The organism is Halobacterium sp. KA-6 (assembly GCF_021029015.1).
Classification (GTDB): Archaea; Halobacteriota; Halobacteria; order Halobacteriales; family Halobacteriaceae; genus Halobacterium.
On record NZ_JAJJZH010000011.1, the window covers coordinates 57,929 to 69,336 of the forward strand.

An 11,408-nucleotide genomic window follows, 5' to 3' on the forward strand; every position below is an offset into this window, starting at 1 on the left:
GCTCGGTGTACTATCTCAGTCATCTAGGTCGAGGCGTTCGCGTGCCTCTTCTGCTGATACGGTCTCGCCGCGTTCGGCCTGTTCACGGCTTTCTTCGAGAGTGTCAAGCGTTTCATCCGAGAGCGTCACAGCCGGGTCTACCCAGTCTCGCAGCGCGTCGCGGATAGCTTCTGATCGACTGGAGTAGCCACGGCACCCCCACTCTTCGTCGATTTGCTCCAATAGCGGCGCCGGGAGGCGGGCGTTGATCTTCTCCATTCGATCGTCGCCCGAACTCGTGTCTGCACTCATAGTCTATCGTACACCTGTACTACACAAAAGCAGTCCGTGGCGACACCACCACGACGACCGGACAATCACTGCGCTGTTGAGGAAACTACATCCACGAAGGTTCAAAAACCGAGTTTAAGGACGGCTAGTGTACCAGCACTAACCAGGACAAGCGCGGTCAACACTATTGCAACAGGTTGAACGCCTGTCGTTCGGAGTTTCGAGATGTTGATACTGAGTCCAAGTCCGGCAAACGCAACCAGGAACAACCATCGGTAGGCAGCACTCAACCCCTCGGTCACAGACTCCGAAACCAACGGTGTTGAAGTAAGTGTCATCACCGCCACGAATCCAAGCACAAATTTTGGGAAGGAATCCCAGAGGACTCGCAGAGAAACCCTCTCGTTGTGGGCGGAGTCGGCGTAGGCCAGTGAGTACCCGCCGACGATGACGCCAAGGAGGATGTTTCGCGTGAGTTTGGTGATTGTCGCCCACTGGCCGGCGGTTTCTGAGAACGTGAACCCGGCTGCGGTCACCGGCCCGGTACTGAACATCGTGATCCCCGCCCAGATCCCAAACACCTGATCACTCAACCCGAGGAACGCCCCCAGTGCCGGATAGACAAACAGCGTGAGAATATCGAAGAGGAGGATTGTAGCGGCTGCGTACGCGATATGTTCGTCGTTGGCGCGAATGCTTCCGGCAACACCAACCACGGCAGAGACCCCACAAATCCCCGCACCAGCAGCCAACAGCGACCCAAGCTTTTCTGGAATATCGAAGAACGTCCGACTCAGCGCTTCAACAAGCCCAATCGTTACGGCGACAGCGCCAATCGTGATTGCAAGCAACACGAGGCCGTTCCCAAGCAGTGTTTCAACCGATATTCGAGCGCCCATGAGTACGATCCCGGCTGCAAGCCAGAGATTGTGTGTTCTCGTACCGGGGATAATGCGTGCCGGGAGTGACACCGTATTCCCGACGACCAATCCAAGGACAACAGCAAGCACAAGCGGTGTTACGTAGGGGGTCCGGGTTCCGAGCACCCGTGCGATCACCGCGAGGCCAATGAGAACCCCCACTCCTGGTGCATACCGCCTCAGAGTTGTCGTACTGTAGTCACCCTCTAGCACAGTCATATTAGCTCAAAAGCCGGTGGATTCGCTGAACGGCCACATACGACTGTGAGTGTTGAAGGCTGTGTTGAGTGCTTCGAGTTCCACCCGCCGACCATAGAAGGTCATACTCTACATAATGATTACTACGATAATGACTTGTTTTACTGGCTCGATCAGCCTTCCAGTCGAAACACCGAGGAATTGTAATCTATCTGTCTTTTTAGAGAGATGAGGCAGACAGACGAAACGTACTGTGTGGGATTTGGAGAAGAACCCCCACGGCGACCAACAGGCAAGCAGGTCAAATTCCCCAGGGCTTGACCCCGAAACAGGGCACCGAGGAGTAGAAGAAGAAATCGTAGTTTCTGAAATCGTGATTTCTGCAATCAAGAATTCCACCCGTGGGAGGTGTGAGTTGGTCAGAGTGGGGGTCCACGTGGGATCCCACCGCTAAAGTGGTAGGTAGCCCAAGAAGAAGCATCTCAATGAGAGTTTGTGTTTGCGTCGAAAAACAGCCAACGTGGAGGCATTTTAGTTGCCGGGTCGACAGCAGCATACAGCCAGTAACGCGGGTTATTCGGTCGTACTGTTGAGGGCGCTGTTCAGTTCGAAGAGTTCGCGGACGACGTCGCTGTCGGCGACGCGGTAGCGCTGGGGAGTGGTCCCTGGGACTTCCTCGATTAGGTTGACTTCGAGCAGGAGGTCGGTGTAGTTGCCGACCGTCTGCCGGGTGACGCCGGCGTGATCTGCGAGTTCGGTCTTGTTGAACTCGCGTCCCGGGGGAAGGTCAAGAAGGGCGTCTACGAGGATTGGAATGGCGTCGTGCTGCGTGAGATGCAGCCAGCCACTGGGATGCTCTTTGCGGAGTTCTTTCTTCTGTTCGCGGTCACCACCCGCTGATTCCATCTCGCTCATGCTAGTGACTTATACCCCGTCGTTAATAATCATCCCCCCTCGCGTAAACAGCCATTAACATATTTATTCGTCCTCGTGTTCCGGGTTTGTATAGTGGTCTGTTCCGCCGGGGAATACGGCTTGGTCGACGTGTCCTTCGTAGCCACATTCTGGGCAGGCAACGAGTTCGTGGCCTGCGTGGAGTGATCTGCCAACAAAGGCGTTTGCGACGCCCCAGGCCGCCTCAGAAATTCGCTCGTAGTCCTCGTCGGTTCCTACGCTGAACACGCGACGCTCTGGAATCGATTGTTTTTCTGCTTCTGTTTCCGCCGCATCGATTTGTCGAAGCCGCTCACGTGATTCTCCGCTTGTCACGTTCTCGGGGTCATATCGAATGATGGTTTCCTGTAGGTTGCCACGATCTTCACTGGAATCGTCGTCGTTTGTCCCGCAACTCGACCCCTGAACCATCGAATTAATTTGGTTGATGACGTGGTTGTCCGAGAAGTTGGTACGCTTGTGCGACTTCGCGAGGTGTACCACTAGTTCTCTGTTCTTTTTGATACGGCTCTCGCTTGGCGGGTCAGACGACCAGTCGTCTCCATCCTGGTCTTCAATTGTTGGCATGTCTGGATCGGGGACGAAGATGTCTGTCGCCATTGCGAGCAGGTCCTCGTTACTCGCTTCGTACGCCGCCAGTGCGTCGGCCAGCATCAGTAGTGCCTCGTTCTTCGATTCGCCTTGAGTCGTGACTCCGGTCTCTTCGTCGGTGATGACGTACCAATCGTCCTCTCGGTCTATCGTTATGTTCTCTGTCATCGGTAGCGATCTTGTGCAGTTCCCAAATTAGGAAGTTAACCACCAGTGGTGAGCGTTCGCGTTGCTCGTCTTTGCCGGGACACACTCCGACTGATGGAACATTCGGTGTCCTTACTGTTCGCGGGTCGGGGGCTGTGGTGGCGTTGTCGCTTGGTCGTCAAGATCGGGGAGGTCCATTTGGTCGTGGACGTCCGGGAAGAGGTACTTGAAGTACGGGTCGTGGGTGCGCCCGACGGTAAGGGCGGGAACGACCGCGTAGATGAGCATCATTGCTTCCGTGTCCCGGACGTCAATATCGGTGGCAACCATTCGTTGGGTGGTCTTGCCAGCGTAGTGTAGGCCAGCGCCGCGAAGGCCCGCGATGAGCGTGCCGATGCCGTGGCGGTCGATGAAGTATTCGATATCCTCGTCGATCTTTTGGAGGGCGAATGCGTGGAGGACGGTTGGTGTGATGATGATCGGTGCGTGTTCTTCGATGAGGACAACGGGGTCAGCAGTGAGCTGTTGTGGGCGCGTCGAGTCATCACGCTTGACCAGATCTAGGGTAGCCAGGCGGTCGATGTATTCGTAGGTTGTTGATTTTGAGAGGCTGAGCGCGTCCATCAGTTCTGGTGGTGTAACTGGACCCCAGTAGCAGATGTAGACGTAGACGCGAGTTAGTGCTGGCTGGTTGAGGAGTTCTACAATGGTCTCTAGTCTTGGCGCATTCGCTGCGAGAGCCTCTGGTTTGAGCGTGTCTTCGTTGAGCGCATCAATCGGCGGCGCATCAAGTGCCCGAGTTCCACCATCCGCCCTAACGCGTGACAGGTCGGGATGAAGCGTCATACCCACTTGTACAAAGTCCGTGGACTTCAGACTATTGGTTGCAACTCTCTGAGAGATGCGGCTGAGGACTGGAGCAGACAGACGAAATGTACTGTGTGGTGGGAAGAGACATACCAGTATTGCAAGTGAAGTCTGACCCATACAGAGTGATGAGGGAATTTCTGTCGTAGTCTGTTGTAGAGCGGCCCTAACTGCGGCTGCTATTGCTTGAAGTAGATAGAATTGGACTGCGAATGTGTGGGCGTGGTCGTGTTGGGGTGGGCTTCTGCTTGCTACGTGTCAGAATTGGTTTGGTCGTCGCAAAGAATAAGCGAGGTGCTGCTGTATATTGTTGTATGAGTATTGTTCGTGACGAGGGTGTTCTCGGTGGCGAGCCTCGTATTGACGGTACGAGGGTTGGCGTTCGTCACGTTGCGGCGAGAGTTGTTGAGTCCGGGCAGTCGCCAGCATATGTTGCCGACCAGTTGGATGTCTCGCTGGCTGCAGTCTATGAGGCATTGTCGTACTACTATGAGCATATTGAGGAGGTGCGTGACTTCCAGCAGGCAAACGAGAGTGCTTTCGATCGCGTCCGCGAATCTTCGTTGGAACCGCGGGAAACAATCCAGTGACTGGTGTGCGGATTCTTCTCGACGAGCACGTTGGACGTGTCTTCGAGCGGGTGCTCCGTGAGTATGGCTACGATGTTGAGCAGGCCAAAGATCGGTTTGGTGAACAAACGAAAGACGAGGAATTGCTGGAATGGTGCTCGGAGCATGGCGTTGTTCTGCTGACAAATAATGCCCGAGATTTCGAGCCACTCCACCACGAGTACGACCATGCCGGAATCCTCCTCTACTACGACCACAGCCGGCCAGACGACGACCCGGAGGGACTAGCACGAACGGTCGAAGAAGTATTCGACCAATACGGTGCAACACGCATCGAAAACGAACTCGTAGACCTCAGTCAGTGGTACGACATCCTTCACCGCTGAGTCGTGGAGTTCGCGGAGGCAGACGAGTTTCTTGACTTCCCCCACCCCTGAAGGAATGGATATCTGAGATGACAGCGATGTTAGCGGAAGCCCACCCCTTCAGGGGTGGGAGGAAGCCAAGTCCAACTCTTCGATCTTGAGGACTTGATCATCGCTGAGTACAATCGGACTGGGTACCGTCGAACGAGATGATCGTACTCTGGAGTATGATACTCTGGAGTATCGTCTTTCGTGTCTGTTTGCTGGAGTCTGCTGTTGAGGACTGGAGCAGACAGACGAAATGTATTGTGTGGGCTATCGAATTCGAGTTGGTCGCTGGCGAATTTGCCGACGATTGAAGACGCAATACCCAATTTTGGGCTTACTCCCAGTGGTCGGTAAGCCGTTGTTCGATGGCGTCGAGGACGGTTGAGTACACATCGAGTGGGTGTTGGGAAGGGAGCGACAGGTCGGTGATGTCGTTGCTGTCTGGGGGGTGGTGGAAGTGGATTCGTGTATTGTGGGTGTTGGGGTGGCGGTCCCATCGGCACTCCCAGTGGGTGGTGTCTGAGTTGGCTTCGAGATAGTGAAAGGAGAAATCACCGGTGGTGAACCAGCGCACGTCCAGTCGGGCGGTAGTCGTCGATGCTGGGTAGCGGGCTGTGTCGAGGTGTGCGTGGAGGAGTCGTGGTTCGTGGGGCGTTGGGTCGAAGGTAGTGGTCTCAACGAGTGGATCGGATGCGAGGTGTCGTTCGAGGAGGCGAAGGGTTTGACGGTCGGGCGGGCCGGTTGATGCTGGGGAGTCCGATGGCGGACCCATTAGGCGGGGATGAGGTGGCCGTCGTTTTGGGCGAGTTGGCGGGCGAGTTCGTAGAGTCGAATATCGCGGGTGGTGGCCTGCCAGTCGCTTACCGCTTCCATGCGCTCGTGTACTGCATCATGGTCGTCTACCTCGAAGACTGTGACAGACGCTGGGTCAGTCGTTTCGAAGCGCTGCTCGTAGGCGTCTCGTTGGGCTTCAAGGTCGGCGACGCGGTCAATAATCTCATCAACCGTGAGTTCGTGGGCGATACGGCGGGCTTCCTGCCATTCGAGGTAGCCGTCATCGCGTTCGTAGCGCGTTGGCCGGCTCTGTTCGTCCTTGTGGACAACGCCCATCTCAGCGAGCCGGTCAAGGTGTTTTTTGGCGGTGTTCGCCGAACAGTCTGCTCGATCCGCAATATCACCATACGGCGTCGGTGTAGTGATGCTAAGGATGACGTCGTAGACGCGGTCGAAGGTGTCCGTTTCAGCCATCCACCGTTTCCGGGCGCCATTACTGTCGTTCTGGGGCGCTGGATCAAAACCGCTCATACCACGTCACACACGCTCCACAAAAATATATGCTTTGATTGCGAATATATTTGTGAGAATAGCGCCGGTTAAGCAGCGGAATCTTCTCCGACGGATCGTCCCGACTCCCACTCGACTCAGTGGACTGCGTCTCGAAGCGAGGTGAGTCTCCGCGCGAAGACACCTATAGGAGGTGATCAACAGCTACAGAAATCGTAGTTCCTGAAATCACGATTTCTGTAATCGTGAGTTCTATCTGTAAGGGGTGGTGTCAGCGGTGAGTGATTAAACGATTCAACCCAGCGATTTACCTAGACCGGGTTCACAGTGAGTGATTGAATAATTCAACCTAGCGATTCACAGCGGTAGCAGCGCGGAAGCCCACGGCTTTAGCCGTGGGAGGAAGCGCGTGCGCTTTGTGCGACAACCCACCGATACCGGCATTCCCGACTCCCCAACGGATTCAAAACTATTAATAAAATATAGCGATTCTTGTGATGTACATGGTGTGGGAGGTGACGCGAACGGTGCGGGTTCGCCTTGACGTGCCCGACGACCGTAAGCGTGACCTCCACGCCACCAACAAGAAATTCCAGTACTGCGCCAATCGCACTAGTGAGTGGGCGTGGCGCTATCCCGACGAAGCCTGCGTTACCAGTAAGAACGAGGCTGAAGCCGCGCTCTACGACGACCTTCGGGAAGAAACCGACTCCCTCCACGCCAACCTCGTCCAGAAAGCGATCAAACGCGCCACCGACGATATTGACAACTGCGTGGACCGACTGGCCGACGGCGAATCCACCAGCCAACCGGAGTACGATACGTTCAGCATTGTCTACGATAAGCGCGCGGCGACCTACTACCGGGAGAAGGTGAGTCTCGCCACCGTCAACGGCCGTGTTGAATGCGACTACATCCTGCCCGACAACCCCGAAGGCACACCGCACGGCCAGTATCTCCTGAACGACGACTACGACTTCTCAACTAGCACCGTCCATTACGATAGTGAGGCTGACGAGTTCTACCTGCACGCGGCGATGGAGCGCGAGATCGACGCGAGTAGTCCTGAGAAAGCCCAGGATTCGAGAGTCCTGGGCGTGGACTGCAACGTCGACGACCACATCGCCGCCACCAGTACGGGTGAGTTCATCGGCAACGCCGACTACCTCAACCACCAACGCCGCGAATACGAGAAGCGGCGCGCCAGCCTCCAACAGACTGGCACACGCAGCGCGCACGTGACGTCTCAGCGCATCGGTGACCGGTTCGGCCGCTGGAGCAACGACTACCTCCACCAGTGCTCCAAACAACTCGTCGCAGAAGCCCAACGGCACGGCTGCACGCATATCGCGTTCGAGGACCTCGAGCAGATTCGAGAGCGCATCAGTGATGGGAAGAAGTTCCAGCAGTGGGCGTTCCGCAAACTGCAGGAACAAACCGAGAACAAAGCAGAACTGGCTGGAATCGTTGTCGAGACAGTCGACGCGGCCTACACGAGCCAGCAGTGCTCGAAGTGCGGGTGTACGCTGGAGGAGAATCGCGATGGCCAACAGTTCGCGTGCTTGGACTGCTCGTACTCGGTGAACGCGGATTATAATGCGGCGAAGAATGTGGCGCGGAAGCTCGCACTCAAACTCCAGCGAGGGCAGAAGTCCCCTGCTGGAGGGGCGTTCTGTCAGTACGCCCTCAAGTCAGGGATCATGACCGTGAGCGCTACTGACGTGGCGTCCGACACCCCAGTGTCGGCACAACGGGAGTCCACCGACAAGCCCACCGCTTCAGCCGTGGGTCGCTGACAAAGCTCTACCAGGAACTCGATGCACTCGGCGGCACCGTTCTCATCGTCCTTGACGAGGTTGATGCTATCGGGGATCGTGACGATCTCCTCTACGAACTACCACGCGCCCGTGCCCAAGGTAATCTCGAGGAAACGAAGGTCGGGCTGATCGGCATTAGCAACGACTACAAATTCCAAGACCAACTCGACCCACGCGTCCGAGACACACTCTGTGAGCGTGAACTCCAATTCCCGCCGTATGACGCTCTGGAACTTGCGAATATTCTCGAGTCTCGTGCGGACATCGCGATTGCTGATGGCTCGCTTGCAGAGGGTGTGTTACAGCACTGTGCGGCGCTGGCTGCTCGTGACAGTGGTAGTGCCCGCCAGGCCTTGGACTTGCTTCGATTAGCTGGTGAACGCGCGGAAAACCAAGATGCAGATGCGATTTCGAGAAATCACGTTGAGGAAGCACGTTCCGAGCTCGAGCGCGAGCGTGTCGAGGAGGGAATGCGTGAACTCACGACACACGGGCGTCTCACTCTCCTTGCAGTTGTCTCGAAAGCGGCGAAAGCTGAGACACCAAGCCGTACTCGAGAGATTTACGATGAATACGTGTCACTCTGCGAGTCGGCCGCGAATACTGATGACCCGCTCAAGCAGCGCTCTGTCCACAACCACCTCTCGGATCTACATATGCTTGGTATTCTCTCGAAATTCGAGAATCGGAGTGGATCTCGTGGCAACTACTACAGCTACGAGTTGGATGTGCCATTCACGAGTGCTGTTGAAGCGATGGCAGATGTACTCATGCTTGATTCAGAAATCGAAAAGATTCAGGCGTTAGCGTCCCGGAACAGCGTTATCTAGGCCGCTTTGGCTCGTAATGGCTGGCTGTGGACACACCATCGGTTCGAGTGAAGCGAAGTAATTGCTTGTACCAACGACGATCGCCTTCTTGGTGAACACACCACTGTTGCAACTGAAGCTAGCCGGTAGGACACGATGGAACGGCAAGATGCACTGAAAACACACCACGCTTGCAAGTGAAGCGGACTAACGGCCGATTACTCGATGCTATTGCTTCTTGCTGGAGATGATTCGGAGTTACCGCTTCACTTGTATTGATGGTGTGTGTCTATCGAATACGCGCTATCCGAGTCTCAGCCTGGCAGGCCGCGGAGACATCCTCAACCACGGCTCATACTATAGATTATCATCATAGCGATGAGAACGGCTTGAGAACATCATCATAGCGGTAACAGCGCGGAAACCCACCCGTTTACGGGTGGGAGGAAGCGCGTTCGCTCCGTGCAACAACCCACCGACAATGGCAGGGTCGACTCCCTAACGTTATTGAACCATCAAACTCACCTATGATGTATGGAGAAGCGGCGTACTGTCCCCGTGAAACTTGACGTGGACAGTGACGACGCCGCACTCCTCGAAGACACGGTCGACGAGTTCCTGTGGGCTGCTAACTACGTGACGCGCCACGCTTTCGAGGGTGAATACGTCACCACGAGCAAGACCACGCTCCACGACGACACCTACGAGGACGTGCGCGAGGAGACACCGTTGCACAGCAATCACGTCCAAGCGGCGCGAAACAAGGCCGCTGACGCCGCCAAGAGCGTGGTCAAGAAGTGGAAGCGAGGCAAGACGGCGTCGATGCCTCACTTCACTAGCCCACACCTCGTCTACGACCACCGCACTGCTACCTTCCACGACGACTACGTGTCGCTGGCAACAGTTGACGGTCGCATCGAAGCCGACTACGTGCTTCCCGACGAGGAACGAGACACGCCCCACGCTGAATACTTCTTCTCGGACGAGTACGAAACGACAGGGGCGGAACTGCACTACAGCAACGACAACTGGATGCTTCACATCCACTGCAAGAAGGAGACGGAGTCTGACACGCCAGGACAGGATACCACCGAGAACAGAACAGTTCTCGGGGTAGACCTCGGCGTGAATAATCTTGCAGTTGCCTCGACAGGGACGTTCTGGACCGGCGACGAGTTCGACCACTGGCGCCGCGAATACGAGAACCGCCGTGGTGACTTACAGGAACACGGCACACGGTGGGCACACGAGAATATGCAGGCAGTCGGTCGGAAAGAGGAAGGGCGGTTCAAACTGACGCTCCACCGCATTTCAAACGAGTTGGTGGCTGAAGCCCGTGACCACGAGTGTTCGGTGATTGCATTTGAGGAGTTAACCGACATTCGGGAACGCACTGGTGCGTCGTGGGGACACAAGTGGGCGTTCAACCGCCTCTATGAATACGTCGAATACAAAGCCGAAGAATACGATATCGACGTCGAGCAGGTTGTCCCGGAGAACACGTCACGACGGTGTTCTCACTGTGGGTTCACACACCCGGACAACCGTGAGAGTGAATCGTTCGAGTGTCTGAAGTGTGGCTATGAGAATCACGCTGACTACAATGCGGCGAAGAACATCGGTTTGCGGTATCTCCGCCGGACCCAAACTGGAGACGGCGGAGGGGCATCCGTAGGCATCGCCCTGAACAGCGGGACGTTGAACGCGAACGGAGAGTATGAACCTCCTGCCAAGGATTCGGCCAGAGCGGGAGTCCACGCTGAAAGCCCACCCCTTTAGGGGTGGGTTAGCTTACACAGTTGCGGAGCGTGTTTCACGAGTCTGAGTTCCGTGTTGATCGCTTCCCACGTAGCGATCACATTGCGTCGCTCACGAAGCTCGGCCGCCGAGAGGTCCTCGTCAACGAGGTATTTCCGGAACTCATTAAGCGAACTGACACATACTCCGTCGCTAACGCTTCCTGTTCGTCCTTCAGTTCTGTGAGCTGGCTCTCCAGTTCATCACGCGAGTTGGCTTCGATCAGGCCGGTTACTTCGTCAAAGCGCGTTCGAACGGCGTTCAGATCGTAGGCTTTCGTCCCGTCAACGATCGTTTTCGTGACCCAGTTGTCCCCCTGTAGTCGTTGGAGTTCATTGTCGGCTGTTGCCTGTGAGACGTCTGCCTGGTCCGCGATCTCCTGCACCGGCGTTGGCTCGTCCAGCAGCTCCACGACATGCCGGATACGCTCACTCCCGCTCAGATTCTCCGTCCACGACCCGGGATTCGATTCCGCCATCGCACTAGCTCTTGCACTGCGTAGTGCAAAGAATGTGACTCTGGTTGACATCCTCCTCGGCGTGAACGCGGAGGAATCCTGAGCGTTGGAGATTTCAGGTTTCACAATCCCACCGAACATCCAACCAGTACGAATCTGAAGGGATGCTCGTGGTCTACGGCGGATGGGACTGCTGGGAGTGCCAAGCCCCCGGTACTCCTATCCTCAGTCATATTCGGACTCCCAGAGTTGGTTTTGCCTCGGGGAGTCCCCCAGACGTCGATGGACTCGGAGTTACTTTTTCTGCTGACAACA

The 11,408-nt window shown here is 56.0% G+C and carries 12 protein-coding genes and 2 pseudogenes; 5 read left to right on the forward strand and 9 right to left on the reverse strand.

From position 1 onward, the window contains the following. Positions 1-15: 15 nt before the first annotated feature. The 5 genes from LPA46_RS16440 to LPA46_RS16460 all read right to left on the reverse strand — a co-directional run bounded on the left by LPA46_RS16440 (position 16) and on the right by LPA46_RS16460 (position 3,926). Positions 16-291 (reverse strand): ribbon-helix-helix domain-containing protein, encoded by a 276-nt coding sequence (locus LPA46_RS16440; protein WP_230893434.1) that lies wholly within the window; start codon positions 289-291, stop codon positions 16-18. A gap of 101 nt (positions 292-392) precedes the next feature. Further along, a complete protein-coding gene (locus LPA46_RS16445) occupies positions 393-1,409 on the reverse strand; it encodes a YeiH family protein (protein WP_230893435.1) in 1,017 nt (338 codons plus the stop codon). 552 nt (positions 1,410-1,961) lie between these two features. Next, positions 1,962-2,303 (reverse strand): hypothetical protein, encoded by a 342-nt coding sequence (locus tag LPA46_RS16450; RefSeq protein WP_230893436.1) that lies wholly within the window; start codon positions 2,301-2,303, stop codon positions 1,962-1,964. Between the two features lie 63 nt (positions 2,304-2,366). Next, the gene (locus tag LPA46_RS16455; protein ID WP_230893437.1) at positions 2,367-3,101 is read right to left on the reverse strand and encodes a type II toxin-antitoxin system HicB family antitoxin; all 735 of its coding nucleotides are present in this window, start codon (positions 3,099-3,101) and stop codon (positions 2,367-2,369) included. A 111-nt stretch (positions 3,102-3,212) separates the two neighbouring features. Next, a complete protein-coding gene (locus LPA46_RS16460; protein WP_230893438.1) occupies positions 3,213-3,926 on the reverse strand; it encodes a DUF7437 domain-containing protein in 714 nt (237 codons plus the stop codon). Between the two features lie 335 nt (positions 3,927-4,261). Between LPA46_RS16460 and LPA46_RS16465 the strand changes: the two genes are divergently transcribed. Beyond that, on the forward strand, positions 4,262-4,537 hold the full coding sequence (locus LPA46_RS16465) for a DUF433 domain-containing protein (RefSeq protein ID WP_230893439.1): 276 nt from the start codon (positions 4,262-4,264) through the stop codon (positions 4,535-4,537). Beyond that, entirely contained in the window at positions 4,534-4,902 is a 369-nt protein-coding gene (locus LPA46_RS16470) for a DUF5615 family PIN-like protein (protein WP_230893440.1), read from the forward strand. The genes LPA46_RS16465 and LPA46_RS16470 overlap by 4 nt, the downstream gene beginning before the upstream one ends. Before the next feature lie 361 nt (positions 4,903-5,263). On the opposite strand, the gene LPA46_RS16475 is transcribed toward LPA46_RS16470, so the two are convergent. Together LPA46_RS16475 and LPA46_RS16480 are read right to left on the reverse strand one after the other, a co-directional pair. Beyond that, positions 5,264-5,701 (reverse strand): hypothetical protein, encoded by a 438-nt coding sequence (locus LPA46_RS16475; RefSeq protein WP_230889915.1) that lies wholly within the window; start codon positions 5,699-5,701, stop codon positions 5,264-5,266. Continuing rightward, a complete protein-coding gene (locus LPA46_RS16480; RefSeq protein ID WP_230893441.1) occupies positions 5,701-6,234 on the reverse strand; it encodes a DUF7342 family protein in 534 nt (177 codons plus the stop codon). Before LPA46_RS16480 ends, LPA46_RS16475 begins: the two co-directional genes overlap by 1 nt. Before the next feature lie 482 nt (positions 6,235-6,716). On the opposite strand from LPA46_RS16480, the gene LPA46_RS16485 reads away from it, so the two are divergent. The 3 genes and pseudogenes from LPA46_RS16485 (at position 6,717) to LPA46_RS16495 (ending at position 10,618) form a co-directional block, all read left to right on the forward strand. Further along, complete coding sequence (locus LPA46_RS16485) at positions 6,717-8,009, forward strand: RNA-guided endonuclease InsQ/TnpB family protein (protein WP_230893442.1); 1,293 nt, start codon at positions 6,717-6,719, stop codon at positions 8,007-8,009. Then, a pseudogene (locus LPA46_RS16490) lies at positions 7,955-8,860 on the forward strand (cell division control protein Cdc6); the annotation flags it as partial. The gene LPA46_RS16485 and the pseudogene LPA46_RS16490, both read left to right, overlap by 55 nt. Positions 8,861-9,373: 513 nt before the next feature. After that, positions 9,374-10,618 (forward strand): RNA-guided endonuclease InsQ/TnpB family protein, encoded by a 1,245-nt coding sequence (locus LPA46_RS16495; RefSeq protein WP_230893443.1) that lies wholly within the window; start codon positions 9,374-9,376, stop codon positions 10,616-10,618. Here LPA46_RS16495 and LPA46_RS19285 read toward each other — a convergent pair. Both LPA46_RS19285 and LPA46_RS16500 read right to left on the reverse strand, forming a co-directional pair. Beyond that, positions 10,615-10,716, reverse strand: a pseudogene (locus LPA46_RS19285) (hypothetical protein); the annotation flags it as partial. The gene LPA46_RS16495 and the pseudogene LPA46_RS19285 sit on opposite strands and share 4 nt — an antisense overlap. Then, positions 10,695-11,234, reverse strand: a complete 540-nt coding sequence (locus LPA46_RS16500) for a winged helix-turn-helix domain-containing protein (RefSeq protein ID WP_442908268.1) — start codon at positions 11,232-11,234, stop codon at positions 10,695-10,697. The gene LPA46_RS16500 and the pseudogene LPA46_RS19285, both read right to left, overlap by 22 nt. Positions 11,235-11,408: the final 174 nt, after the last annotated feature.

Excerpts from the sequence above, each read along its gene's own strand:
- LPA46_RS16445 (WP_230893435.1), bottom strand. The coding sequence starts at position 1,409 with ATGACTGTGCTAGAGGGTGACTACAGTACGACAACTCTGAGGCGGTAT.
- LPA46_RS16450 (WP_230893436.1), bottom strand. The coding sequence starts at position 2,303 with ATGAGCGAGATGGAATCAGCGGGTGGTGACCGCGAACAGAAGAAAGAA.
- LPA46_RS16475 (WP_230889915.1), bottom strand. The coding sequence starts at position 5,701 with ATGGGTCCGCCATCGGACTCCCCAGCATCAACCGGCCCGCCCGACCGT.
- LPA46_RS16465 (WP_230893439.1), top strand. The coding sequence starts at position 4,262 with ATGAGTATTGTTCGTGACGAGGGTGTTCTCGGTGGCGAGCCTCGTATT.
- LPA46_RS16485 (WP_230893442.1), top strand. The coding sequence starts at position 6,717 with ATGGTGTGGGAGGTGACGCGAACGGTGCGGGTTCGCCTTGACGTGCCC.
- LPA46_RS16455 (WP_230893437.1), bottom strand. The coding sequence starts at position 3,101 with ATGACAGAGAACATAACGATAGACCGAGAGGACGATTGGTACGTCATC.
- LPA46_RS16460 (WP_230893438.1), bottom strand. The coding sequence starts at position 3,926 with ATGACGCTTCATCCCGACCTGTCACGCGTTAGGGCGGATGGTGGAACT.
- LPA46_RS16480 (WP_230893441.1), bottom strand. The coding sequence starts at position 6,234 with ATGAGCGGTTTTGATCCAGCGCCCCAGAACGACAGTAATGGCGCCCGG.
- LPA46_RS16495 (WP_230893443.1), top strand. The coding sequence starts at position 9,374 with ATGGAGAAGCGGCGTACTGTCCCCGTGAAACTTGACGTGGACAGTGAC.
- LPA46_RS16440 (WP_230893434.1), bottom strand. The coding sequence starts at position 291 with ATGAGTGCAGACACGAGTTCGGGCGACGATCGAATGGAGAAGATCAAC.
- LPA46_RS16500 (WP_442908268.1), bottom strand. The coding sequence starts at position 11,234 with ATGTTCGGTGGGATTGTGAAACCTGAAATCTCCAACGCTCAGGATTCC.